23 protein-coding genes and 2 riboswitches are annotated in these 25534 nt (G+C 47.7%); of the genes, 4 read left to right on the top strand and 19 right to left on the bottom strand.

Annotated features, from left to right (window positions below):
- Positions 1-261: 261 nt before the first annotated feature.
- From AY633_RS05335 to AY633_RS05355, 5 genes are all read right to left on the bottom strand, one after another.
- Positions 262-729 (bottom strand): threonine/serine exporter family protein, encoded by a 468-nt coding sequence (locus AY633_RS05335; RefSeq protein ID WP_068464446.1) that lies wholly within the window; start codon positions 727-729, stop codon positions 262-264.
- 12 nt (positions 730-741) lie between these two features.
- Positions 742-1497: a threonine/serine exporter family protein gene (locus AY633_RS05340; RefSeq protein ID WP_068487164.1), complete on the bottom strand. Its 756-nt coding sequence runs from the start codon at positions 1495-1497 to the stop codon at positions 742-744.
- 90 nt (positions 1498-1587) lie between these two features.
- Positions 1588-2727, bottom strand: coding sequence for a zinc-dependent alcohol dehydrogenase (locus tag AY633_RS05345; protein WP_068487167.1), 1140 nt, complete (start codon positions 2725-2727; stop codon positions 1588-1590).
- A 138-nt stretch (positions 2728-2865) separates the two neighbouring features.
- A complete protein-coding gene (locus tag AY633_RS05350; protein WP_068487169.1) occupies positions 2866-5007 on the bottom strand; it encodes a beta-propeller domain-containing protein in 2142 nt (713 codons plus the stop codon).
- 69 nt (positions 5008-5076) lie between these two features.
- A complete protein-coding gene (locus tag AY633_RS05355) occupies positions 5077-6252 on the bottom strand; it encodes an alanyl-tRNA editing protein (RefSeq protein WP_068487171.1) in 1176 nt (391 codons plus the stop codon).
- A gap of 94 nt (positions 6253-6346) precedes the next feature.
- Here AY633_RS05355 and AY633_RS05360 point away from each other — a divergent pair, with 94 nt between their 5' ends.
- Positions 6347-7258 (top strand): diacylglycerol/lipid kinase family protein, encoded by a 912-nt coding sequence (locus tag AY633_RS05360; protein ID WP_068487173.1) that lies wholly within the window; start codon positions 6347-6349, stop codon positions 7256-7258.
- A gap of 57 nt (positions 7259-7315) precedes the next feature.
- Here AY633_RS05360 and AY633_RS05365 read toward each other — a convergent pair whose 3' ends face one another.
- From AY633_RS05365 to AY633_RS05375, 3 genes are read right to left on the bottom strand one after another with little or no spacing between them, the layout of a single operon-like run.
- The gene (locus tag AY633_RS05365) at positions 7316-8506 is read right to left on the bottom strand and encodes an acyl-CoA dehydrogenase family protein (RefSeq protein ID WP_068487174.1); all 1191 of its coding nucleotides are present in this window, start codon (positions 8504-8506) and stop codon (positions 7316-7318) included.
- Positions 8507-8517: 11 nt separating this feature from the next.
- Positions 8518-9765 (bottom strand): saccharopine dehydrogenase family protein, encoded by a 1248-nt coding sequence (locus AY633_RS05370; protein ID WP_145915651.1) that lies wholly within the window; start codon positions 9763-9765, stop codon positions 8518-8520.
- Positions 9699-11180, bottom strand: coding sequence for an aldehyde dehydrogenase family protein (locus tag AY633_RS05375; RefSeq protein WP_068487178.1), 1482 nt, complete (start codon positions 11178-11180; stop codon positions 9699-9701). The genes AY633_RS05370 and AY633_RS05375 overlap by 67 nt, the downstream gene beginning before the upstream one ends.
- Before the next feature lie 205 nt (positions 11181-11385).
- Here AY633_RS05375 and AY633_RS05380 point away from each other — a divergent pair, with 205 nt between their 5' ends.
- Together AY633_RS05380 and AY633_RS16800 are read left to right on the top strand one after the other, a co-directional pair.
- The gene (locus AY633_RS05380) at positions 11386-12180 is read left to right on the top strand and encodes a MerR family transcriptional regulator (protein ID WP_068487181.1); all 795 of its coding nucleotides are present in this window, start codon (positions 11386-11388) and stop codon (positions 12178-12180) included.
- Positions 12173-12301, top strand: a complete 129-nt coding sequence (locus AY633_RS16800; protein WP_257785553.1) for a hypothetical protein — start codon at positions 12173-12175, stop codon at positions 12299-12301. Before AY633_RS05380 ends, AY633_RS16800 begins: the two co-directional genes overlap by 8 nt.
- Before the next feature lie 50 nt (positions 12302-12351).
- Here AY633_RS16800 and trhO read toward each other — a convergent pair whose 3' ends face one another.
- From trhO to AY633_RS05425, 9 genes are all read right to left on the bottom strand, one after another.
- On the bottom strand, positions 12352-13314 hold the full coding sequence (gene trhO / locus AY633_RS05385) for an oxygen-dependent tRNA uridine(34) hydroxylase TrhO (RefSeq protein WP_068487183.1): 963 nt from the start codon (positions 13312-13314) through the stop codon (positions 12352-12354).
- Between the two features lie 153 nt (positions 13315-13467).
- Positions 13468-14418 (bottom strand): 2-hydroxyacid dehydrogenase, encoded by a 951-nt coding sequence (locus tag AY633_RS05390; protein ID WP_068487185.1) that lies wholly within the window; start codon positions 14416-14418, stop codon positions 13468-13470.
- Between the two features lie 46 nt (positions 14419-14464).
- Positions 14465-15076, bottom strand: coding sequence for a DedA family protein (locus AY633_RS05395; RefSeq protein WP_068487187.1), 612 nt, complete (start codon positions 15074-15076; stop codon positions 14465-14467).
- A 127-nt stretch (positions 15077-15203) separates the two neighbouring features.
- Positions 15204-16775, bottom strand: a complete 1572-nt coding sequence (gene mbcS, locus AY633_RS05400) for an acyl-CoA synthetase MbcS (RefSeq protein WP_068487189.1) — start codon at positions 16773-16775, stop codon at positions 15204-15206.
- Positions 16776-16796: 21 nt separating this feature from the next.
- On the bottom strand, positions 16797-17363 hold the full coding sequence (locus tag AY633_RS05405) for a hypothetical protein (protein ID WP_068487191.1): 567 nt from the start codon (positions 17361-17363) through the stop codon (positions 16797-16799).
- Positions 17364-19010, bottom strand: a complete 1647-nt coding sequence (locus AY633_RS05410; protein WP_068487193.1) for a solute symporter family protein — start codon at positions 19008-19010, stop codon at positions 17364-17366.
- A gap of 3 nt (positions 19011-19013) precedes the next feature.
- Positions 19014-19283 carry a hypothetical protein gene (locus AY633_RS05415; RefSeq protein WP_068487195.1) on the bottom strand — a complete coding sequence of 90 codons (270 nt, stop codon included), beginning with the start codon at positions 19281-19283 and terminating at the stop codon, positions 19014-19016.
- Positions 19284-19733: 450 nt separating this feature from the next.
- Entirely contained in the window at positions 19734-20984 is a 1251-nt protein-coding gene (locus tag AY633_RS05420) for a mechanosensitive ion channel (protein ID WP_068487197.1), read from the bottom strand.
- Positions 20985-21287: 303 nt separating this feature from the next.
- Positions 21288-22178: a DMT family transporter gene (locus tag AY633_RS05425; protein WP_260804522.1), complete on the bottom strand. Its 891-nt coding sequence runs from the start codon at positions 22176-22178 to the stop codon at positions 21288-21290.
- A gap of 149 nt (positions 22179-22327) precedes the next feature.
- Between AY633_RS05425 and AY633_RS05430 the strand changes: the two genes are divergently transcribed.
- A complete protein-coding gene (locus tag AY633_RS05430) occupies positions 22328-22558 on the top strand; it encodes an excisionase family DNA-binding protein (protein ID WP_068487201.1) in 231 nt (76 codons plus the stop codon).
- Positions 22559-22614: 56 nt separating this feature from the next.
- Here the strand turns inward: AY633_RS05430 and metX are convergent, their stop codons facing one another.
- A complete protein-coding gene (gene metX / locus AY633_RS05435; RefSeq protein ID WP_068487203.1) occupies positions 22615-23634 on the bottom strand; it encodes a homoserine O-acetyltransferase MetX in 1020 nt (339 codons plus the stop codon).
- 13 nt (positions 23635-23647) lie between these two features.
- The gene (locus AY633_RS05440) at positions 23648-24937 is read right to left on the bottom strand and encodes an O-acetylhomoserine aminocarboxypropyltransferase/cysteine synthase family protein (RefSeq protein WP_068487205.1); all 1290 of its coding nucleotides are present in this window, start codon (positions 24935-24937) and stop codon (positions 23648-23650) included.
- Between the two features lie 101 nt (positions 24938-25038).
- Positions 25039-25153: riboswitch (SAM riboswitch) on the bottom strand.
- A gap of 185 nt (positions 25154-25338) precedes the next feature.
- Positions 25339-25451, top strand: a riboswitch (SAM riboswitch).
- Positions 25452-25534: the final 83 nt, after the last annotated feature.

The raw sequence follows: 25534 nt of genomic DNA on the forward strand, positions 1-25534 counted from the left end.
TTCTCACTTCGCTTCACCCTGGGCGCGGATCGGCTTTTAGAGTTCTTTGAGAGTTCGGTGTCCTTTTGTTTGTACTTCTGGAAGGTGCATCAGCTAGCGGAGAAATCGCTTCCTTCATCTAGGCGGAAGGTGATGAATTGGAAGGTGGCGTCGTTTGGATAGCCGTCTTATTAGGGTTAGTGTCATCCGTTTCATCTTTTGCATAGATTATTCCAACCAGAAAAAAACCGCCCGCAAAGCAGGCAGCCTGTTGTTGATAATTTATTCCTGGGTGAATCCCATTTTCTTCTGTGTTCGTTTTGCCTGATATTTGAAATACAATTGCATGATAACTTCTGCGAAAACCAAGCCCATGGCGATGGCACCTGAAATCATCAATGCCTGCACGGCAAAATCGACCGCTTCCATGTAATCATTTTCCACGATATTGCGCATCGCATTGTATGCACGGCTTCCGGGAACAAGCGGGATGATACCGGCGACACTGAAGATAATCATTGGCATTTTAAAGGTCTTCGCCAAAATATGTGCAACAATGGCGACAATAAAGGCGCCGGCGAATGTCGCTTGGATTGGGTCATCGAACAAGAGGAAATAAGTTCTGTAAAAAAGCCAGCCGCTCATTCCTACCAATCCACAACTAATCAACGTTTTTCTCGGGATATTGAAAATGATGCCGAATGCGCCGGCTGCCAAAAAACTTAGAAACGCTTCTAAAGGCCAGTTCATTCGATCTCCTCCTTAAAATGACAATACAATGGCGATGCCGGCCCCGATGGCGAACGCCGTCAGAAACGCTTCCGCCCCCATCGACAAGCCAGATACAAAATGGCCAGCCATCATGTCGCGTACTGCATTGGTGATCAACAAGCCTGGAACAAGCGGCATGACCGAGCCAATGATGATGGTGTCGGGGTCATTTCCGAATCCGCTATGGACTACCAGTACCGCTAAAGTACCAATCGCCACGGCTCCTATAAATTCCGCGAAAAATTTGACCCTCGTTTTTATGAGTACCATTTCCACAATGTAAAAGCCGATGCCCCCGATCACGAAAGCGAATGGAATATCTGCCCAACCGCCTCCCATTAAAATCAGGAAACAGGCACTGGCAACTGCTGCTGCAAGAATTTGCAGCCATAATGGAAACAAATAATGGGTTTTCTCGATTTCTGTCATTTCTTCATACGCCTGCTGCAAGGTTAATTGGTCTGCAACAAGGCGCCTGGAAACGGCATTGACGCGTGCTACCCGTTCAAGGTCGGTGCGGCGTCCGTGTATGCGCACAAAGCGCGTCGGCAAATCATTGCTCGGGGAAAACATGATGCCCGCTGGAGTCACAAAGCAATGGGAATCCATCATGTTTTGCGAAACCGCCATCCGGATCATCGTGTCTTCCACCCGGTAGGTTTCTGCGCCGCTTTCCATCATGACTTTTCCGGCCAAGAGAAAACAATCCAGCGCAAGTTCTCTTCTGACTTCCGATATTTCGGTCATCTGGTCTCCCCCCTTTTTCTTCTGTACCATCATACCGCAGAGAGGGCAAAATGAAAACGCTCCGGTTACCGGAGCGTTTTGTCGGTATCTTTATGGTTTCAAAATGACCTTCGTGCATTCGTCTTCGTGGTCATTGAAAATCTGGTATGCTTCACTTGCCTGTTCAAGCGGCACGATATGGGAAATAATCTCGCGCGGATCGAATTCGCCTTTTTCAATTTTGTCGAGAAGCATTGGCATCAAGTGAACGACTGGCGCTTGACCCATCTTCAGCGTTACATTGCGTTCGAATAGATTGCCGAGCGGGAATTGGTTATAGGTCAATCCGTAGACGCCGGTCAATTGGATGGTGCCGAATTTACTGACTGCATCTTTCGCGATATCGATGGCACTCAAGGTTCCGCCTTGCAGCATCAATTTTTGCTGAACCGCTTCAGCAGTCGATTTTTTCCCATCCATCCCAACACAATCAATGACGACTCGGGCTCCGCCTTTCGTCAGTTCATGGATCAATGCCCCGGTATTGTCATGTTGGCTGAAGTCGACAATTTCCACATTGTTCATTTTCTTCGCTTTTTCCATCCGGTACGGCAATTCATCCACCGCAATAACCCGCGCCGCGCCTTTCATCCAAGCAAACTTTTGGGCCATGAGCCCAATTGGCCCGCAGCCGAGTACAACGACTGTATCGCCTTCTTTGACACCAGCGTTTTCAACGCTCCACCAGGCGGTCGGCAATACGTCTGACAGGAACAAAACTTGTTCGTCTTCGAGTTCTGAAGACTCCGGGATAACGAGTGGCATAAAATTGGCGTACGGTACGCGTAAGTATTCCGCTTGCCCGCCTGAATAGTCGCCATAGCGTTCCGTCAAACCGAAATAGGCACCCGTATCAAAATGGGGATTGCCGTTTGAATTGTCGCATTGGCTTTCCATTTCATGTGAGCAGTAAAAGCAATGGCCGCAACTGATATTAAAAGGCAGAACAATGCGGTCGCCTTTTTTCACTTTGGTAACATCCGGCCCAGCCTCTTCAACAATCCCCATCGGTTCATGGCCAATGACGGTGTTTTTAGTGGTCGGCAAGGCCCCTTGGTAAATGTGCAGGTCTGTGCCGCAAATGGCGGTAGATGTTATTTTGACGATAATGTCATCGCGCTTTTGGAGCTCCGGGTCTTTGACTTCTTTGACTTGCATATCTTTCGTCCCTTGAAATGTTACGGCCTTCATGTTTTCCCCTCCTATTTTGATTTCAGAATATTTTTGTTATTCCCGTTTTCTGTCAATACAAACTTTGTTTTTCTTCTTTCAATTATTTGGCGCAAAGAAAAAGCGGACCTCAAAGGAGATCCGCTTTCATTTGTATGCTTATCGTAAAGGCAAGGTATCAAGTGGTTCAAAATCCGATAAGCGATAGCTCTTGATTTCACTATTCGCTACTGTGTATAACGCGTCTTTCGCGTAGGCCATGCGCTGGACCGAGGTATTCCAATCTTCATAAGGCTGATCGGAGGCTTGCGTCAAATCAGCTGATAGCTCGATCCCTTCTGCTGTGATCGAATACACCAAAGCCCCTTCTGCCTCGAATTCGATATATTCCATTCCATCTCCTTGATAGATCGATACTGGAAAACCGAATAAGCTCTGCTGCTCATGACGGAATAACGCTTTGTGGTCGTATTGCAAGGCAGAATAAGTGCCTGGCCCGCCGATGATTTCCGTGTCGGTTTCCTTCGGGTTGCTCATATCGCTGACATCGAACAGGGAAAGCTTCATCCCACCGGTCACGATACGCGGCTCGCCGCCACCTTTGACAGGTTCAATTTTCGTTTCATAGCCGAAGCCGATCAAATGAGTTTCATCGAGTGGATGTAAGTAGTTGGAAAATCCAGGTATCTTCAATTCCCCCAACACTTGTGGCGCGGACGGGTTCGACACATCGATGGCAAACAACGGATCGGTTTCCCGGAACGTCACCATATACGCTTTCTCGCCCATAAAACGAACCGAATAGATGCGTTCACTCGGGGCTAAATTTTCCACAGAACCGACTTGCTCCAATTGTTCATTTAAAATGAATAAATGGTTTTTCGGTTGTGAAGCCGGCTGCCAAGCGACTCCTTCTGTGGTCGCCAAACGGAAATGACCTTCGAATTCATCCATCGAAAATTGGTTCAGCAAAGATCCACGAACACGAGCAGAAGCGGTAAATTCAACCGAAATGCCCTTCAAGTCGAATTTAAAAATTTCTGTGTCCGCCTGCTGCGGCACCCACATCGTCGTGTCTCCAAACTCTCCTTCAGCTGTCTCGAAAGCAGAGGCAGTCAAATACAGGTGCTGCTCGCTCATGTACAATTGTTCGTTGCCGCCTAGAAAACCTTTCGTGGAAATTTCATTCGATGCTTGCGTTTCCAAATTCAAGGAAGTGATAACACTATAACTCCCTTCCATCGTTCCCGGCAGGATAGTCAAGTCTTCATAAGGCAAAGGTTCGAACTCCCCGCCTTGCTTCGAATCGAAGAAATTTGGCCGCAACTCAATATCGGGACGCTCTTCCAAAATCCAATAATTCGGGAATACATTACTGACATAATGAAGAATGCCATTTGATAAGCGTGCATTATTAAAAGAACCTTCATTGCCGAATTCGCGGACCAGTTTTGGGTTGCCGGGCGAGCTGACGTCATAAAGTGAAACAACGGTAATGCCTGAATAGGGCATGAAACTTTCCATTTCCGCTTCATCGTCCGTTTCCATAAGCGAAAAGCGGTTCGAAATGACGGCAAGTGTATCGTTTGATAAAAACAATTTTTCCGGATATGTTTCTTTATCGAACTTCACTATTGCTGCGAGCTCCATGTTTTCCGGATCGCGAATATCGGAAATCGTCACACGCGATTCGCTGACGGAATACAAATAATCTCCATCGGTTTGCACGATATCCCCTTCGTCAATGCCTTCCACCTGGTTATTGGTAGATGAGTGGTCGTTGCTGCCCCCGATCCCGCCTGCATCACTAGAAGCGCTGTCTTCCGCTTCCTCTACCCCTTCACCAAATCCCCGGTAGAAAGGATTGTCTTTTTGAAGCTTTAACAACCGTGTGAAATACGTACGCAGCTCTTCTCCCCCAGCCAGGTTCTGGACTTCATCTTGTATCGTGAACTCGAGTTGATTTATCGAAAGGCTTTTCAGGAAACTGTTGGACAAGGCAGCTTTGGTGACATGAAGTTTATAGTTTCCGCTAGTAATGTCTGGGATTTCGAGTGTCCTCCCGCCATTGGCCAATTGCATATCGAGTTCAAGTTTTTGTCCGGTCGCATCCGTAAGATAGACCGCCCCTTTTTCGATCGCGTCGGTATCCAGCGGAGTTGAGAAATTTGCCCGCCAACCAGCTTCTGAAAGGGCAGTGGATGAACCGCTAATTGCTACATTTTCTGTCAGCAAGACAAACGCTGCACCTGAAAATACTAAGAGAATAACCGCTATCCACCACGCTCTGCTCCATTTCATGAAAATCACGACCTTTCCCGTGCATTTACCCATTAGACTTTTAATGACACGAAAAAGTTACAGCCTGCGCTAATTTGCATGAATTTCGCCGAAGATCTCCCGGAAGCGTTCAAATGATGCAGTTGTATTGCCACCGCCTTGTGCAAGTGCAGGAGTACCGCCTCCCTTGCCATCTGTTTCAGCAAGCAGACGCTTCAAAGTCTCTCTCATATCAGCTGTACAGTCCTCCCCGCGAGCACAAACAAAGCGGATGCTGTCTGCTTTTTGCGCCGCAAACAATGCGCAAATCGATGGATATTGTTGTGTCACCAGCCTCGCCAATTGCTGTAATTCCTTAACTGGGCGGTCGGTAAAACTCTGGATGATGACGCCTTTATCTGGAGGCATGGCTTTTGATTCAAATAGCAATAATTGCTTTTTCAACTCCACGAGTTCTTTGTCAGCTGCGCTTTTTTCAACCAATAAAATATCGGTAGCTTGTGTTAATTCTGTAAGTGGCGCATTCAGTTTTCCGATTAACGCATCGCTCATATCGCTCAATTTCCCAAAATGCTCCAGCGCGCGCTCCCCGCATAGAAAATAAAGACGCGTGCCGCCTTTCGCTTTTTCCGTCCCCAGAATCTTCAACATCCCGATGCCTGCCGTGTTATCCGGATGTGTGCCGCCACAGGCATTCAAATCGATGCCTTCCATGTCCACTAAGCGGATTTCTCCACTGACAGCAGGTGGCTTGCGTAAGCGCAATTGCGCTAGCTGCTGGTCAGTGACAAAACGCGTATGGATTGGCAAATGGCGCTGGATAATCCGGTTGGCTTCCAGTTCCACGTGCCGCAAAGTTTCCTGGTCGATCGAGGCTTGATGCAAGTCAATCGATACCCGCTCTTGCCCTAAATGAAAACTAACCGTCTTATACCCGTGGTGATCTTCCAATAACGCGCTTAAAAGATGCTGTCCGGCATGCTGCTGCATATGGTCCCACCTTCTCTGCCAATCCAGCATCGCCACGTATTCACCTGGTTCCAGCTGCCGGTCTAGATAATGGCGGATTTCTCCTTCAATGGTTTGGACATCCGTCACATCCGCCGCACCAATCAAGCCACGGTCTGCAGGCTGCCCTCCTCCTTCTGGATAAAAGCAAGTCTGATCCAGAAGGACATACGGCCCGTGTTCATCCGCTGCCGAGTTGTTCACTTGAACCGTTGTTTCCATCAAATAAGGATCTTCGTAATACATTTTTTTCGTCATAAGAGCACTCCTTTTTACGGAATTCCGCTGATGCGTTTACTGGTCCCCCATAAGTGGAATGGTTAAGTAATGAGGAAGAATGGAGGACTTACGCATGGCCGGATTCACGCATTCCGTATTATTGTATAATGCCAAGGCAGGTGCGTCCACGTTAGATGCGGTGATGGGAGAGGCAGTACCGCATCTCGCCGCATCGTCTAAAACATTGGAGCTGATCAAGACGGATTCCCCTGAAGAGATGGAATCCGCCTGTCGTTCTGCCGCTGAACGCGCCGATGCCCTTTTTGTCGCTGGGGGCGATGGCACTGTCCATTTGGCAGCACGTGTGCTCAGTTCGATCGACAACCCGCCGCCGCTCGGAATATTGCCGAGTGGTACGTGCAACGATTTTGCCCGCACAATGAATATCCCTTTATACCTCGATGAAGCAGCGAATAGCTTGAGCCAAGGCGAGCTGAAGCAAGTCGATACCGCCACCATCAACGAAGGCACCTTCCTGAATTTTGCCGGCATTGGCTTGATCACCGACGCTTCTGTCAATATCGACCCTAATTTGAAACAACGTTATGGCAAACTCAGCTATTTCATGAGCGCAATGCAAACGATGAGACAGTCAGAGCTATTTGACGTGTCGCTGTCGATCGACGGCCAATCCTATGAAGAGGAAGCCGTATTGGTCCTGGTCATGAACGGGAAATCCATCGGCACCCACCTGTTCCCGATGTCAGATATTAACCCGGCAGATGGATTACTGGATGTTTTCATCATTCAAAGCTCGTCGTTCGCTGCGATACGCGAGTGGTTTTCTTTATCGAAACCCCATCTTACGGCCGAAGACCTCGAGCATATCATCCACCTGCAAGGACGCGACATCGACATCCGCACAAACACCCCGATGGACATCGATACCGACGGGGAAATCTATATGCAGACGCCGGCTTCGATTCGCGTCCAGCCAGGAAAGCTCAATTTGCTCGTGCCGAAGGAAGAAGATATTTTCACATAAAAAAGAACGGGCTCCATGCCCGTTCTTTTTTTGGTCTCTTTTAAGCAAAAGTCGATTTCATTCAAATGGCCAGGCAGGCAGCATGCGGTTCAATTCCCTATCTTTGCGCTTGCCGAGCACATAGTCTGCCTGCATGATCGTATGGATTTCACGGGTGCCTTCGTAAATGACCGGCGCTTTAGAGTTGCGCAGGTAGCGGGCAACCGGATAGTCATCCGAATAGCCATAGGCGCCGTGGATTTGCACCGCGTCATCTGCCGCTTGATTGGCAAAATCACACGCCTGCCATTTGGCGAGTGACGTTTCACGCGTGTTGCGCTTGCCGCTGTTCTTCAATTCTCCCGCCCGGTAGACGAGCAAGCGGCTCATCTGATAGCCTGCTTCCATCCGGGCAAGCATTTGCTGCACCAATTGATGTTCCCCGATCGGCTTCCCGAAAGTTGTGCGTATCTTGCAATAATCGAGGCTTGCTTCAAGGCAGGCCATCATTAATCCGCACGCGCCGGCAGCAACGGTAAAACGGCCGTTGTCGAGAGACGCCATAGCGATTTTAAATCCTTCTCCTTCCTCGCCGAGACGGTTATCTACCGGAATGCGAACATCTTCCATGAACAACTCGCCCGTATTGCCTGCGCGTATTCCATACTTGCCCTTGATCGCCTTGGAAGAAAAGCCCGCGCGCTCCCGTTCCACGATAAAAGCGCTAATGCCTTTATGTCCTTGTTGTTTATCGGTATAGGCAAAAATGAGAAAGTGATCTGCTTGATCGCATAAGGAGATCCATGTCTTTTGCCCATTTAATACATAGTCATCGCCATCGCGTTTAGCACTTGTCGTAAGGGCTGCGACGTCCGACCCAGCTCCCGGTTCCGTCAATCCGAACGCGCCGATCTTCTCACCTTTTGCCTGAGGAACCAAAAACTTTTGCTTCTGCTCTTCCGTGCCCCATTGCAGAAGCGACAAAGAATTCAGACCGGTATGGACCGAAACCGCTGTACGAAACGTGGTATCACCGCGCTCTAATTCTTCACAGACGATAGCCAGCGAATTATAATCCATTCCGCTTCCGCCGTAAGCTTGTGGAATGCACACGCCCATTAAGCCAAGATCAGCCAAGCGCTGCCAGATCTCTTGCGGAAAACTCCCGTTTGTATCCCAGTCTTTGATATGAGGCATGATTTCTTCATCGACAAACTTCCGGACGGTTTTGCGCAGCATCACTTGCTCTTCGCTATATTCAAAATCCATGCCGACCCCTCCTAGTTCTGATGCGTTGCCCGTTGAACCGTTTCTTCAATGGTTACGCCGCGCCGCTTCATTTCGGCGATGTATTCTGCTCCCGGCACAACCTGTTCCGGCGGGTACACCCCGCGATTATCGATGCGTCCATCCGCGATCATTTGTGCCACTACAGAAATGCTATAAGCTGTAGCCTGCGCCATCGCGGTGACGCCAGTCGATTCATCTCGGATTGTCACCATTTCATACTGATATGTGCATTCCTCCTGCTGTTTCAAACCTGAAACCCTCACGCGCAGCAGTACTGCATCTTTCTCATCTCCAAGCTCCGTAATCGGCTCGAGCACTTTTAATAGTACTTCACGAAGCGAAACTTCATGTCCGCCCGCTACCACTTTTCCTTCACGGCTCGTCAAACCTAATTCGACAAGCAAGCGGAATTTATCAGCATGCCCACTATAGCGAATCGTTTTATATTCCAGCGAATCAACATTTCGGAAGGTTTCCGTTAACGTAGATGTGCCGCCTGATGTGTGAAACGCTTCTAATTCACCAAAGCCCTCAAATGCGATCGGTTCAATTTCCGATAGCGACGAGACTTGCTTTAATTCGCCACTGCGGATGACGTGAGACGGATCGGTATAATGGTCAAAAACGCCTTCGAGTGAAAACACGTGCTTGTACTCAATCGGTGGTTCCGGATGGAGCGGAATGCCACCGACATAAATGCGGATTGATTTGACCTCATCCAATTGACTGGCGCCATAGCCCGTTAAAATATTGATCATGCCCGGCGCCACACCAAGGTCGGGGATGATCGTCACGCCTTGTGTTTCCGCTTGGTCATTCATGGCGAGCACTTTATCTGTTGCGCCGCCGATATGACCGCCGAGATCGACAGAATGAACGCCGCATTCGATGGCAATCTCCGCTACTTTTTCATTGAATGTATAAAACAGCGCATTGATGACGACATCTGCTTGCGAAATGACTTTTTTCAATTGTTCGTCGCGGCTTGCATCCATCTTGGCGATTTCCAGACGCGGATCGTTTAATTGCTGCCGGAAAGCTTCTGCCTTTTCAGTCGTCCGGTCCGCCAGAATCACTTTTTCTACTTGCTTGTTGCCAAGTAAATCACGCGCCGCTTGTTTTCCCATCAACCCTGCTCCGAGTACCGCAAATTTCATCTCCGCCGCCCCCTTTATGCTTCGTTGTCGATCTGTGCCCGCTGCAATTTCCCACTGAAATCCACATAAATGCTTTTCCATTCTGTAAAAACATCAAGTGCCGCAACGCCTGAATCACGGTGGCCGTTGCCAGTGCCTTTGGTCCCGCCGAACGGCAAATGGATTTCGGCTCCCGTTGTTCCGGCATTGATGTAGACAATGCCAGTATCGAGATCGCGTTGCGCTTTGAACGCCCGGTTGACATCAGCCGTGAAAATCGAGCTGGATAAGCCATAAATGACGCCGTTATTTACTTCGATCGCTTCTTCAAAACTTGCCACTTCAATCAAGGAAATGACCGGGCCGAAAATTTCTTCCTGGGCAATACGCATCTCCGGTGTGACCCCCGCAAACAATGTCGGTGCGTAATAATTCCCTTTGTCGTAATGGCCGCCTGTTAATATTTCACCGCCCCTAACGAGTTCTGCGCCTTCTTGTTTGCCAATTTCAATATAGGAATGAATTTTCTTAAGCGCCTTCTTATTAATCACTGGGCCGATTTTGACCGTCTCATCCATGCCGTCACCAATCGTTAATTTATCCATCTTTTCAAGCAGGCGCTGCTGCAAGGACTCTTTCGCATCCTTGTGAACGATAACGCGGCTACAAGCTGTACAACGCTGTCCAGCCGTGCCGAATGCACTCCACAAAATACCATCGACCGCTAGATCCAAATCCGCATCGTCCATGACAATAACTGCATTTTTCCCGCCCATCTCAAGCGATACTTTCTTCAAATGACGGCCGCCAAGCTCCGCCACTCTACGCCCGGTATCGGTTGAACCGGTAAATGAGATTACCCGGATATCCCGATGTTCGATCATTGCTGTCCCGACTTCTGAACCGGAACCAAAAACGATATTCGCGACGCCATCTGGCAAACCCGCTTCCTTGAAAATCTTAGCCATTTCATAAGCCATCATCGGTGTTTCAGTAGCGGGTTTCCAGATGAAAGTGTTGCCTGCCACAATCGCGGGAAACGACTTCCAAGTAGCGATAGCCACCGGAAAATTCCAAGGAGTGATCAACCCAACGACTCCAATCGGCGCACGCACGCTCATCGCAAATTTATCAGCCAGTTCCGAAGGCGTCGTCTCCCCAAATAATCTTCTGCCTTCCCCTGCCATATAAAAGGCCATATCGATCCCTTCCTGCACTTCACCGCGCCCCTCTTCGATCACTTTCCCCATCTCTTTTGTCAGCACCGAGGCCAAGTGTTCTTTACGTTCTTTCATCAAGCGTCCGATTTCATAAAGATAATCCGCGCGTTTCGGCGCAGGCACAAGCGCCCATTTTTTTTGAGCAGCCTTCGCTGCTTTCACCGCTTCCTCTACGTCAGCAGCAGTTGATCGCTGGACTTCCGCAAGCTCTTCTCCTGTTGCCGGGTTAACGACTGGCACAAAATCAGCGTTATGCCCTTCCTGAAATCCCCCATTTACAAAATTCGTCAGTTTCATCGAATTACCCCTTTCCACAATAAATGTAAACGCTTTCACTATTTACTCTATTCCCTACAAAACAGAAAACTCCTACACGCTTTTCTAACTTCCTTCTATAACTTTTAAAAGCTAGGGATATTTGTTCAACTTTGCATGAAAATTACTAAGAAACGGTTGACACTGACCATTCGTCATAGTCTAATCAAGAGTAGAGGTGATTGAAATGTACAAAGTACAAGAAGTGGCAAAAATCGCGGGCGTCAGTGTGCGTACGCTGCATCATTACGATAGCATTGATTTAATGAAACCGAGCAATAAAGGCTCAAACCGATACCGCTATTACAGCGATGAAGATTTAAAATTGCTTCAGCAAATCTTATTCCTTAAAGAACTTGGATTTTCATTGAAAAAAATCCAGGAAATCATCAAAAACGGCTACGACGCCGAATATGCGATGGCGCGCCATATCGAATTGCTTGAACAAAAAAAATATCGCATCGAGCAATTGATCGCTAATGCGCGCATGACTCAAGAGGAATTTTCATCTGGGGAATCCTTGAGTAACGAACAGCGCTTTTCCGCTTTTTCGATCCGCCATACGCCGGACCGCATCGATTTGTACCAGAAGCCGGAGATTGAAGTATCTGTTAAGGAAGACCTTGAAAACATTAAAGACGAGACAAGCGTACTTGATGAATCAGCTTCTGAAACTGCTAAACCTGAAAAAGAAGCGGAGAACCTGGAAGAAATCGACCGTGAAGCGAACCGTATCTATAGCGCTGTTGCAAGTTTAATGCATTTACCGGCCGACGCATTAGCAGTCCAGAAAGAAATGGCCGCTTATTACCATTTGCTTGATCGTTTCTATGAATGTACACCGAACATGTTCCGCAACTTAGCGAATCTGTACGCAAACGATAGCCGCTTCTCCCGGACCATCGATCAACACGGAGAGGGCTTATCCGATTATCTGAAAGACGCGATGCACGTGCACGCGGATGCGTTGCAACATGCATGAGCTCATCGGCCCTTGCAGCAATTGCGGCAAAGAAGTCTATTGCCGTGATGGATTTTTGGACGGCGTTTATATCGACGGCGAATTAATTTGCCATGATTGTGCAGAAGAACTCGACAATTAATCCATAAAAAAAAGCCTGAACGGGAATGCCGTTCAGGCTTTTTGAATTGCTTACGATTGTGAAGTTTCTTTTAACGCATCAAGACGCTGTTGTACTTCCGCGCCTGTCAAACCATGCTCAAAAGCATAGCGGTTGCGTGGATGTTCACGGCATTCGTCTGAACATGAGCGCATGTACTTGTGCTCGTTTTCTTCTGAAGACAATATTTTCGCGTTGCATTCAGGGTTCGCGCAGTTAACATAGCGTTCACAAGGTTCGCCTGTGAAATGGTCTTTCCCGACAATCGTGTGCTCAACGCGATTGACCGGTACAGCGATGCGCTCATCAAAGACATATAACTGTCCGTCCCAAAGCTTGCCTTGAACTTCCGGGTCTTTGCCGTAAGTGACGATGCCGCCGTGAAGTTGGTTGACATCATCGAAGCCTTCGCGTTTCATCCAGCCTGAGAATTTTTCACAGCGGATTCCGCCCGTGCAATACGTCAAAATTTTCTTGCCTTCAAACTGCTCTTTGTTTTCGCGGATCCATTCTGGCAAATCGCGGAAAGTTTCAACGTCTGGACGCACCGCGCCGCGGAAATGTCCCAAATCATATTCGTAGTCATTGCGTGCATCGATGACTACAGTATCCTGATCTTGCATCAATTTATAAAATTCTTCCGGCTCCAAATAATTGCCGGTCAATTCATTCGGGTTGATATCTTCTTCAAGTCCAAGGTGAACGATTTCTTTTTTCGCACGAACATGCATTTTTTTGAAAGCATGGCCATCCGCTTCGTCGATTTTAAAGACGATGTCGGCAAAGCGCGAATCCTTCTTCATCATTTCCATATATTGTTCAGTTTGCTCGATCGTGCCGGAGCATGTGCCGTTGATTCCTTCTTCTGATACGAGAATGCGGCCTTTCAATCCGATTTCTTTGCAGGCGGCCAAATGCTCAGCTGCGAATTCTTCCGGATGCTCGATTGGTGTATATAGATAGTACAGTAAGACATTATGTGTATGATTTTGCATGAATCATACCTCCTGATTTTCGATTTGGCCCGTTCCCTTAATACAGGAAAAACCTAGCCTATTTTACCCCACCACGTAAAAAAATTCAACTTCCGCTAGCGCTTCGTCTTAGCCGACAATGAAAAATAGCCCCTGTAGTCGGGACTGCCTATCTCAGCACACTCTATTCTTGATGGGTTTGCTGTTCGCGCAAGCAAGTAGCGCTTCTTTGTTCAGCTCCATCATCGCGTAGCGCGTCTGAACGGTGGCGCTGCCGATATGCGGCGTGACCGTCAAATTAGGGAGCGTCTGAAGCGGATGATCTAGCGGCAACGGCTCCTGCTCGAATACATCAAGCCCCGCTCCCCAAATAGCGTTACTGTTTAACGCTTCATAAAGAGCTTGCTCATCCACAATCCCTCCTCTGCCGCAGTTGATAAGAATCGCGGTGTCTTTCATCAGAGCCAGTTCGCGTTCGCCAATCATGCCCTTTGTCTGTTCTGTCAGAGGAGCAAGGATCACAACAAAATCAGAACGCTTCAATAAATCGTCGAGTTCCGCATAATCTGCGTCTTCCAAACTTTTACGAGTTCGGTTGTGATAAATCACTTCCATATTAAAACCTTGCGCACGACGGCATACCGCTTCCCCGATGCGCCCCATGCCGATGATGCCGACCGTTGAACCGTGTACATTCTGCCCGGTCATTCCCATCGGTGTCCAGGCTTGCCATTCGCCATTTCTAACCGTTCTCTCCGCTTCGACCAGGCGCCGGGCTGTCGCCAGCATTAGCGCAAATGTCAAATCAGCCGTCGTTTCTGTCAAGACGTCTGGCGTATTCGTCACGATCACGTTATGTTCTCGCGCTGCATCAAGATCCACATTATTATAGCCGACCGCCAAATTGACGACGATTTTCAAATGCGGCGCCGACTCGAACAACTCACGGTCGATTTGGTCGCCCAGCATCGTCCACAGCGCCTTTACTTCTTTCACTTCTTCCAGTAGTTTTTCACGTGGTGCATTGCTTTCCTCTTCCGGCCACATGCGCACTTCGTAGACGTCGTGCAACTCTGCCACTGCCTCTGTCGGCAATTTTTGGGTAATAAATAAAATCGGTTTCATGAAACTCCTCCACCCTTCTCCTGAATAACTTCCTTATTGCGTAAGCCTATCGCTCAGTACTGCGGCTTTTCTTAAACATCCACACCCCAATCACCACACCCACAAAAAGCAAGGCATAGACAAGGTTTGAATAGACGCTTAATTGCTGCAGGATTGCTTCTTGGTTGTCTCCGACAGCCCGCCCGGCATAAACGAGCACCGTGTTCCAGATGAAGGTGCCTGCTGTTGTAAATGTCAGGAAAAGTACGAATTTCATATTGGACATGCCTGCCGGGATTGAGATGAGGCTACGGACAAGCGGGATTAGCCGCCCAATAAATACGGCGAACCCCCCGAAACGATCAAACCAGCGATCCGCTTTATAGAGATCCGCTTTTTTCAGGCGCAGCCACCGGCCATGTTTGTCGATAATCCGCTCAAGCCGTTCTACATCCAATAAAAGCCCAAGCCCATAGAGCACAGCAGCCCCTGCAACCGATCCAGCCGTAGCGGATAGGATAACTCCCCATATCGTCAAACTGGTAGTCGAGGTCATGAATCCACCTGCCGTCAGAACCACTTCCGATGGGACGGGCGGGAACACATTCTCTAGCAGAATCAGCAGGAAAATCCCGAAATAGCCGTAGTTTTCCATAACCGATATCATCCACTGTTCCATAAGAGACCTCCTCTAAACGCACCGATGCCTGCACTGTTTACATGTCCATCTTCTATATATATTGACGAAACCAATCAAACTTAAACAGCTTGAAAAAAGCCGCGCTTGTGCCAGCGCGGCTTACTAGTTATGCATTCATTTTACGCAATTCTACACGACGGATCTTTCCGGAAGTTGTTTTTGGCAGTTCCTTCAGAAACTCGATAACACGCGGGTATTTATAAGGGGCAGTAATGCCTTTGACATGGTCCTGCAATTCCTTAACCATTTCCTCGTCCTGTCTGCCACTCTCTCTTAATACGACAAACGCCTTAACGATATTGCCGCGAATTTCATCGGGCGCCGCCACCACTGCACATTCCTGTACCGCCGGGTGCTTCATAAGCGCATCTTCCACTTCGAATGGCCCGATTGTGTAGCCGGAAGAAATGATGATATCGTCGCTGCGACCTTCAAACCAGAAGTAACCGTCTTCATCGCGTGATGCTTGATCTCCTGTTAAATACCAATCACCGCGGAAAGATGCTTTTGTCCGTTCCCGATCCCGGTAATATTCTCGGAACAAGGCAGGGCAGCTTTTGTGTACAGCAATATCGCCCACTTCCCCAGCTGCCGCCGGCTGTCCATCTTCGTTAATAATATCCACTGGATTTCCCGGGGTCGGTTTGCCCATTGAACCCGGTTTCATGTCCATGTCCTGTAAGATGCACACGAGCAAGGTGTTTTCTGTCTGCCCGTAGCCATCACGCACATTTAACTGAAATGCTTCTTGGAAGGCATCAATTACTTGGCGGTTGAGTGGCTCGCCGGCAGAAACGGCACTGCGCAGATTAGGTAATTTATAATCGTTCAAGTTTTCGACCTTGGCCATGATGCGGTATTCTGTCGGCGTACAGCACAACACGTTAACGTTTTCTTCCTTGAGGATGTCCAAATATTTCAGCGCATCGAAACCGCCGTTGTAGACGAGCGCCGTCGCACCGAGCGTAATGGTCGAAAGAAACGGGCTCCAAATCCACTTTTGCCAGCCTGGTGCTGCCGTTGCCCAAACAATATCGCCGCTTTGCACGCCAAGCCATTCAGTCGCTGCCGTCCGGACGTGTGCATAGCCCCACCCGTGTACATGGACGACACCTTTCGGGTTGCCGGTCGTTCCGGATGTATACGATAAAAACGCCATGTCTTCTCGGTTCGTATCAACCGCTTCGAACTCTTCCGATTGTGCATCAGCTAGCTGTTCCAGCGACTTCCATCCTGGTTCAGTTCCGCCTACAATCAATTTATTGTTCAATGCATCATACTTTTCTTCAATAGAATTCGTTTCAGCTGTCGTCTTGTAATGCGCAATAATTGCCTTCGCGCCGGAATGCTCCATGCGGTAGCTCAAATCTTTTTTGCGCAGCATTTCAGAACAAGGAATTGCAACAAGGCCCGCGCGCAAACACGCCAAGTACGTCATATACGCTTCTGGAATCCGCGGCAAGATAATGAGGACGCGGTCTCCTTTTTTAAGCCCTAGTTCGATGAGGGCTTGCGCATATTGGTTCATTTTGGAAAAAAGATCTTGATAGGAAAGTTCAATGCGACGATTGTCCGCATCAAACCAGCGCACCGCAATCCGCTCAGCATCCTTCTTATACGTTTCCAATTCAGAAGTAATATTGTATTGTTCAGGTGCAATCAATTGTTCGACATTCATGTAATTTCCTCCGTTTCGTATTCAACTCGCAGGGATGATCAAATAATAAATACTCGCCAAAAACAAGAACGCCATCATAGCCGATAGATACGCTTTTTTTGCTGTGAACCCTTGAACAGCTTGAATAATTTTCACACTGACCAAATACATCCACACGACACCGATTATTAGAACGAAACTTACCCACCATGCCCCATTGCCCACACCCACCAAATAAGGTGCACCGAGCAAGCCTGGAAGCAGTGCAACCGGGGTCACCAGGCTGATAGCGCGGTATTTCGCGGTGCCGCCAAGTGCTTTGGATCCCGCCCACAGGAGCGCTGCCATGCCGACTTTTGTGATAAACGCCGTCAGGATGCCAAAAATAATAAAAATCATCGGGACGACCACATTCTGTAATAACGCGGAATCGAAACTGCTTATGTATGTGGCTTGCGACGCGATGGAAATCGCGCCGTAGCCCATTCCTACGATGAGCAGCAACAGCCTGCTCACCGTCTCGGTTTTCGGTAACTCCAGGAATGACCGATAAGATGGATCATCCAGGCTTATCATTTTTCCAACCAATTTTGCCACTCCCTTTACCATTTACATTCCCCAAGGCATTAACGCCCAGATTGCCACTGCAGCGGAAACGACGACAGTGATGCCTGCGCCGATTGTGCTGTTATAACGATACGCCTTGATATCTTTCCAACCGTGTATGCGTTCGATTAACTCGATATCGGCTTGCTTCGTCAATTTTCCGGATAGTGCTGGCATACGGTTGGTAATATAAGAAACCACAATCAACAAGATAAAACTGATCGGCACTGCCAGCATGGCACCGGAAAGCCCCATGCCATCCGTGACGGCATGACCCGTTAGCACGATGCTCGGGAATACGAACGGCGATACGATGATATAGATAGCACCCGCAACTACAGATGCTGCGATTGCGCCGAATTTATTCGCTTCTTTCCACCAGACACCGACAATAATGAGCGGGGCATTGGTGACGCCCGCCAAGCCAAATGCCCATAGGATACTGACAACTAGGAAAGCAGGCGGATTAATGGCAAGCAAGATACTCGCAATGCCCCCTGCAAAAATCGCGATAAAGCCGATGCGCAAATTCAAGCGCTGCGAGATATTCGGTTTTAATGTCGAAATAATGTCTTGTGAAATCAATGCACCGATCGCCAGCAAGTTGCCGCTCAATGTCGACAGCCCCGCAGAAATTGCCCCGGCAATCACAAGCGCCGTGACCCATTCAGGGTTGTAAACCATATTCAAAATGATCGTCAATTTGTCTGCATCGCCATCGGAAATCGTCACACCTTGTGTAGTCGTTGCAAAAACGCCAACAAAGCCCATCGCGTATGTCGCAGAGAAAACCAATCCGAGAATGAACGCAAACCAGACCATCGCAGAACGCGCACTCTTTAGTGAAGAAGCGGTGTAAACGCGCATTGCCAAGTGAGGCAATCCGAGAGCGCCAATTGTCAGCGCCGGAATGATGGAGAAATACCATTTCGGCGAGAATTGATAATCAAAGAACGATGGCAACGCGTCCATCATTGCCGGCACCATATCCGAATACAATAATGGCGGGAAGTACCAACCCGAAGCGCCGATCGCTTTCATGATTGCGGCAAGCGGCACGATGAACATTAAGGCGATAATGACCATCTGGATGGCCGCGTTATTCGTTGCCCCTGCCATGCCACCGATTGTGATATAGCCGACAATCAAGATACCGAAGATGAACAAGCCCGTAATATAAGGGATGCCAAGCAAGGTTTCGAATGTAATCGCGATGCCGATCATTTGGCCGAGCGCATACATAATCGACACGAGAATCATGAACAAGGCGGCGATGATGGAAGCCGTCGTGCCATATCGGTCGCGAATGAAATGAGTCGGCGAGAAAGCCCCCATACGCCGTAAACTCGTTCCGTAAATGATCGTAATCAACGGAATGGCCAAGATCAGTTGAATCCACAACATGATAAAAGGAACCTGCAATTGCAAAATAAGAGCGGTAATACCTAAGAATGTTGCCAAACTCATATATGTAGCGGCCATCGCCAAGCCGTTCGTGATCGCTCCAACATTCGATCCGCCTACATACAACTCTTTAGCTGATTTGCTTTGGCGGTTCGAGATGAAACCGACGATATAAAATAATACAAACGTTGCACCTACGACGATCAGTCCCAGGATTGGATTGTCCAGTTGCCAGCTCTGTTCCATCGTTTACACTTCCTTTGCTTCGTCGGCGTGGCCGATCGTTTCGTTTTCTCTTTCGATCTCATCATCGATTCGGTTGCCGATTTTTCCTGCTATTAGCGTCAGTAAGAATACGCCGAACCATCCCATTAAGATGGGCACGATATACATGACCGGAAAGCCGAATAGCATGGCTTCAACTGGGAAAATCGAAAAGATCAAACCGACGTTCCCTACTAGGATAAACGCTGCCGTCATCCAAATCGTAAACTGGACTTCTTTTTTGTACGCTTTCATGAGGTCCCCTCCCTTTTGCATAAATTCTTTTTTATACACCCCAGACTGAGCGTTCGCTCAGAATTTGCCCGTGCGCCTCCCTTCAAAACTATTGTCGTAATAACTCATTCGATTGTAACCGCTTGCATAAATACCCGTCAACAGAATTTTTATAAAATTTAAATAATTATTTTAATAGGCCTTTAGATTAAACGAGCTCTTTTTCAACACTATATGTAAGCTATTTATCACAGACGCTATTCTACAAAGTTACTTTTCCGGGAAATTTAAAAACTATCAAAAGTTATATCGAAATAGTTCTATAAAATCACTTTAGTATTTCTTTGTATATAAAAATATGTATAATGCTGACTAATAATTCATTGCTCATGGAACACTTTCCTTCCCATAAGAAACGATGAACACAAAAAAACTGCGCCTCAGCATCAGCGAGGCGCAGTAGAGCATTACTTACAGATTCGGTTTTTCGTCTTCTTCTTTCATTTTCTTTTCCATTTTAGCTAATTGGTTTTTCGCAAAATCGCGTCCGCCTAATCCGAAAGCGATAGCAAAGGCAACAGCCAGACCTGCAATGATGAACAGGAAGGCCAGATTGACGATGTTCGAAGCGAAATTCAATTGATCAAGCGTCATGAAGATTGCGATAATGAAAATCGCATACTTGACGATGCCGCCGAACAATCGATTGCCGGAAGCTCGTGTAATATAATTTCCGAGCATACTGCCACCGATAAGCCCGAGGCCGAGGATGATCAAGGAACTAATCAATAGCGGCAAGTACGCAATAATCGCGCTGCCGATGGAATTCAGCACATCGAGTTGCAGCACATTCATCGCTTCCACTACGAAGAAGATAATGATGATCGCCTGCACGATTTTGCCAATGACCTGTGCAATATCAAATGATGGCTCTTTGTTCTTGTCAGGGCTCAAATAAGAAGAGAAACGATTGATCCCCGTGCCGTTCAACAGGCCAATCAATAGGTCCGCCACGAATTTCGCGATGAAGACACCTGCCAGGATCAAGATGATGCCGACAAAGATATTCGGGATCATGCCTAGAACTTGATTGAGCATCAATACGATCGGTTGTGAAATCGATTCGATGTTCAAGGTTTCAAGCGCTACCGTGACAATCGGAATCAGTACGATGACGAAAACAACATTCGCCAATACTTTAGCGAGCGTATTCTGATCGCTCGACGCCACACGCTCGTTTACGCCAGACTTATTGGTCATCTTGTTGAACCATTTATCGATATTCATCGTGGCCAGTAAACTCTCCACCAATTTCTTAACGAATTTCGCGATAAAGTAGCCAATAACCAAGATCAGGATCGCCATGAACAGATTCGGCAGGAATGCCAGGAACTTGTCCATCATGTTCGAAATCGGCTGGGCGACATTATTCATGTCGAGCGCTTGCAAAACACTTGGAATAAACAGGATAAAGATTAAGTAATAAAGAATTTTTCCGATAGAGTCCAGTTTGTCATCTGCGTCTTCCTTTGTTTTAGCCATATGGCCTTTTACCATGGCATTGTCAACGCCTGCTTTTTTTAGTCCTTTCGAGAAAATAGCTCTGACGATTGTAGCAACGAGCCACGCAACGACAAGCAGCAACAAGGCACCGAGAATGTTCGGGATATAATTGATAATTGTGTTCCCAACATTCTGGAATGAATTGGTTACATCATTCAACTGTATCATCTCCTTTACAATTTAATAGTTCATTTTAAGTATTCCCCCTTATATTTTTCCTAAACGCAATCAATTTCCATAACATTATAAATAATAAGTTTTGACTATTTGAATGTACTTATCCGTTAGTCCACACCCGAAAGCCGACTATTCAGCGCGTAGTTTTTTTTGCGCTCATTGCCTATGATTTAGCACCGGCCCTGCTTAGAAAGTTCCTACTTTATTGCCACGATCCACCCGCTCTGGCGCGGCTTATGCATAGAGTGAAACTCTTCAGTAGCGCTCACCCAATTCCCGAAAAACTTAAGCTTTGCTGCTTTTTCCAAAAGCAAGCAATGCAATCCCTCCCATCAATAGCGCCACGCCAATCCAAGACTGCCCGCTCAATGCTTCACCAACGACTACCACTCCCAAAACAGAAGCTGTCAGCGGCTCTGCAAGTGACAAGGTAACCGCAGAGGAGGAAGGGATCGTTTTAAGTCCGCTCGAGAACAGCAAATATGCAAGACTTGTTGCCCCAATGCCTAAATAACCAACGATGATTAAGTTCTGCGGTTCCGCTAAATAGCCGGTGTCCAGGAAAAACAGGAACGGCAGTAAGCCAAGGCCGCTGAGCGAAAAGATCATAGCCACTGCGGGTACTACTTCCATAAAGCTTAAGACATTTTTGCTGAACATGGCATATCCTGCAAATGCCAAACCAGCTAACAAGCCAAGCATCACGCCGAACGGGTCGACGATATAGCTATCGCGGTTCGCAAAAAGCAAAATACAACCTACAACGGACAAGAAACTCGAAAACATCCAGACACGTTCAGGTTTGCGTTTCATAACGAACGCTTCCAGTATTCCTGAAAAAGCTGGAGCACTGCCAATTGCTACGACCGTTCCGATTGCGACTCCCGTTAACTGCACAGAAGAAAAAAAGAAAGGTTGAAACAAGGCCATGCACAAGGCGGAAAGCCCGACCCAACGCCACGGAACCTTCACACCTTTTAGATTTCCTGAAATCCACACAAATACTAAAAGCCCAAAACCGCCGATCGCAAGGCGCGCGGCTCCGATTGTTAAAGGATGGGCCGGACCTGTGAGGAAAGTTTGCGCTGTTCCGGTCGTCCCCCAAAGCATCGCCGCAAATACTACCCATATGTACGCTTTCATTTGCATCGGTTTTTCCACCACTCTCTTAATCATTTCGATATCATTGAAGTCGCGTCGTTAAACAAGAAAACTTATTCTAGATTATGGAAAATTCATTCTCACTCCCTAAAGATACCACGGCACAGATCGTTTGAGATAGGGTTGGAATAGGATTATAATGAAAGAAAAGAGGAGGCGATCGCATGTATATGACAGTCCCGGAAACTGCCGTTTTTTTATCGATGCCGGAAGAGCAAGTCAACCGTTATGTACTTGAAGGCCGGATTCGCGCAGTCCACGACGGTGAACAGTACTTGATCAACACCTCCCAGTTCGAAAGCCATTTCCATCAGCTAGAAGTCGCCAAACTGGAGCTTGAAGAATGGCGCGCGACCCCGATCCCGGACGATGTCGACGTAAAAGACGAGGATTGACAGCATAAAAAAAGATCGGAGCCTAAGACGGCTCTGATCTTTTTTTGTATACGAATTCATGCTAGAACGTGGCTTTTGGCATTCACCGATTTGTGTAATTGATCCTGCACATGATGTCCCCATTTTTCAAATTCCACCAAGAATCCATCATGGCCAAAATCCGTTTCGATCGCTTCCCATTTTGCGTTTGGCTGATTTTCAACCCAAGGAATCATCAGTTCCCCTGGATATAATAAATCATGACTATAGGAAATCGATAATAGCTCAGTCGATAGTTCAGCATCGCCTACATCGTGAGTGTTCATCGCGTTCAGCAAGGTCAGGTAGCTGTTCGGGTCAAAACGTCCTGCGAGTTTACGTCCTTGATAGTCCAGGTAGGACTGAACTTCAAACGCCTCATCACCTCGTGCACGCCCGAACCGGCCATTGAATAGCCGGCTGCTTCGATACGTGACCATGCCGGCCATCCGGGCAATTTCAAATCCTTTAAGCCGTATACCCGCAGGATAATCTCCAGCCTGAAACTCCGGGTCGTTTTCAATTGCCTGAATGCCAATATGATTGAAGGCCACCCCATAATCTCCGTAATAAGGCGTGACCGCGAGCGTGATGGCCGTATCCAAAAATTCCGGATAAAGCCGGGCCCATTCCAAAGTTTTCATGCCGCCGAGAGAGCCGCCGATGACTGCCGTGAGATGGTCGACACCTAATAGTTCCAATGCTTTGCGCTCTGCTTTGACCATGTCACGGATCGTCAATTCTGGAAAGGTGCCGCGGTAAGGCTTCCCAGTTTCTGGATTGATGGACAGCGGCCCTGTCGACCCATTGCAGCCGCCGAGTACATTAAATGTGATGACTTGGAATTGTTCAGTATCCACCGCTTTTCCAGGACCGATCAGACCCGCCCACCAGCCTGGTTGATCCGCAGTTCCTACTGCGTATTGATCACCTGTCAATGCGTGGCAAACTAAGACAGCAGGTGCAGAACTTTTCCCGACACGTTCGTACGCCAATTCCACTTCAGGCAATAGTTGATCTGATTCAAGTGTCAGCTGGCCGATGGATACTGTCCCCATTTCAATCCCCTCCTTACGCGTTCTCGAGAACTGCCGCTTGGATCGCTTGCTCCAAATCAGCAATTAAATCTTCATGGTTTTCCAACCCTACGGACAAACGAATCAACTCTTCTGTAACGCCACTGTTTTTCAGTTCTTCTGCTGTCAATTGTTGATGTGTCGTCGATGCCGGATGGATAATCAATGATTTGGCGTCGCCAACATTCGCGACGTGCGACCACAGATGAACGCCATCGATAACTTTACGACCAGCTTCACGACCGCCCTTGATGCCGAAATTGACGATTGATCCGTAGCTATTTTTCAAGTATTTATCGGCAAGCGTTTTAGATGGATGCCCTTCAAGTCCAAGGTAATTAACCCATTCAACTTGAGGATGGCCTTTCAAATATTCAGCAACTTTTTGTGCATTCGTGGCATGGCGTGGAATCCGCAAATGCAAAGTCTCAAGCCCTTGCAATAATGCATGGGCGCTATCCGCGCTGAGCGATGGGCCGAAATCGCGCAATAACTGGACCCGTAATTTTGTCGCAAATGCCGCTTCCGGCACATCGATTCCAAAACGGATGCCGTGGTAGCTTTCATCCGGCTCGGTATAGTTCGGGAAGCGTGGGTTGTCCCAGTTAAAACGTCCGGCATCTACCGCTACGCCGCCGATTGTCGTGCCGTGTCCGCCGATCCATTTCGTGGCGGAATGGATCACTACGTCTGCCCCAAATTCAATCGGATTGCTGACGAAAGGAGAAGCGAATGTGTTATCGATCAATAGCGGAACGCCATTTTCGTGGGCGATATCCGCGACTCGTTCCACATCGAATACGTTCAAACTAGGATTTCCAATGATTTCGCCAAACAAGGCTTTCGTCTTGTCCGTAATAGCTGCACGGAAATTTTCAGGGTCGGTCGCGTCCACGAATTTTACGGTAATGCCATATCGCGGCAACGTATTGGCGAACAGATTGTATGTGCCTCCATATAGGTTGCTGTCAGCGATGATTTCATCTCCCGCTTCAGCGATATTTAATACAGAGAAGGCTATTGCGGCCATTCCGGAAGACAAGGCGACGGCTGCCGTTCCGCCTTCAATTAAAGCAACGCGTTGTTCGAATACATCGACCGTCGGGTTCATGATGCGCGAATAAATGTTTCCCGCTTCTTTCAAGCCAAATAGGTTTTGTGCGTGCTCTGTATCTTTGAATACATAAGAAGTGGTTTTATGGACCGGTACGCCGCGTGCCCCTGTTACTGGATCAGGTTCTTGGCCGCCGTGTAAAAGTAGAGTTTCTGGTTTAAAGTTTGTCATTGTTCATTCCTCCTGTTTTTGTGATCGGTTATTCGGATTTGAGGAGGACAGAAAAAGACCCTCTTCAGAAAGAAGAGGGCCGTTAGTTACGGATTTGCCTCCTCTTATCTTTCAGCGACGCAAATGCGCACTGTAGGATTTAGCACCTTTCCAGACATGAGCCTGTTGGTTGCCGGGCATCGTAGGGCCTATTCCCTCCGCCTCTCGTGATAAGAGTATTTAGTTTTTTTTGCTTGTGGAACAGTATAGAGGGCAGCGATACTTAAAGTCAAGTATATTTTTCTAAAAATTTAAACTACTATATAAACGAAATTTCCCCAAAAACTTTTTTAACAAATATGTTGACTTTTTCGCTATTTCAAAATAGAGTAGGAATTACGAATTGAATAGCTTACATCACTTTCTTATCCAGAGAAACCGAGGGACAGGCCCTATGACGTTTCGGCAGCAGATTCGCAAACCAGCGAAAACTGTGCTAATTCCTGCAAATGCTCTAGCATTTGGAAGATGAGAATGAGATGGTTTCATATTTTGGAGCCCTCTTTTTTCTTGCGTATAAGAAAAAAGAGGGCTTTTTGTTGTTATTTCAAGAAAGTG

The sequence above is a fragment of the Planococcus maritimus genome (assembly GCF_001592825.1).
Lineage (GTDB): Bacteria > Bacillota > Bacilli > Bacillales_A > Planococcaceae > Planococcus > Planococcus maritimus_C.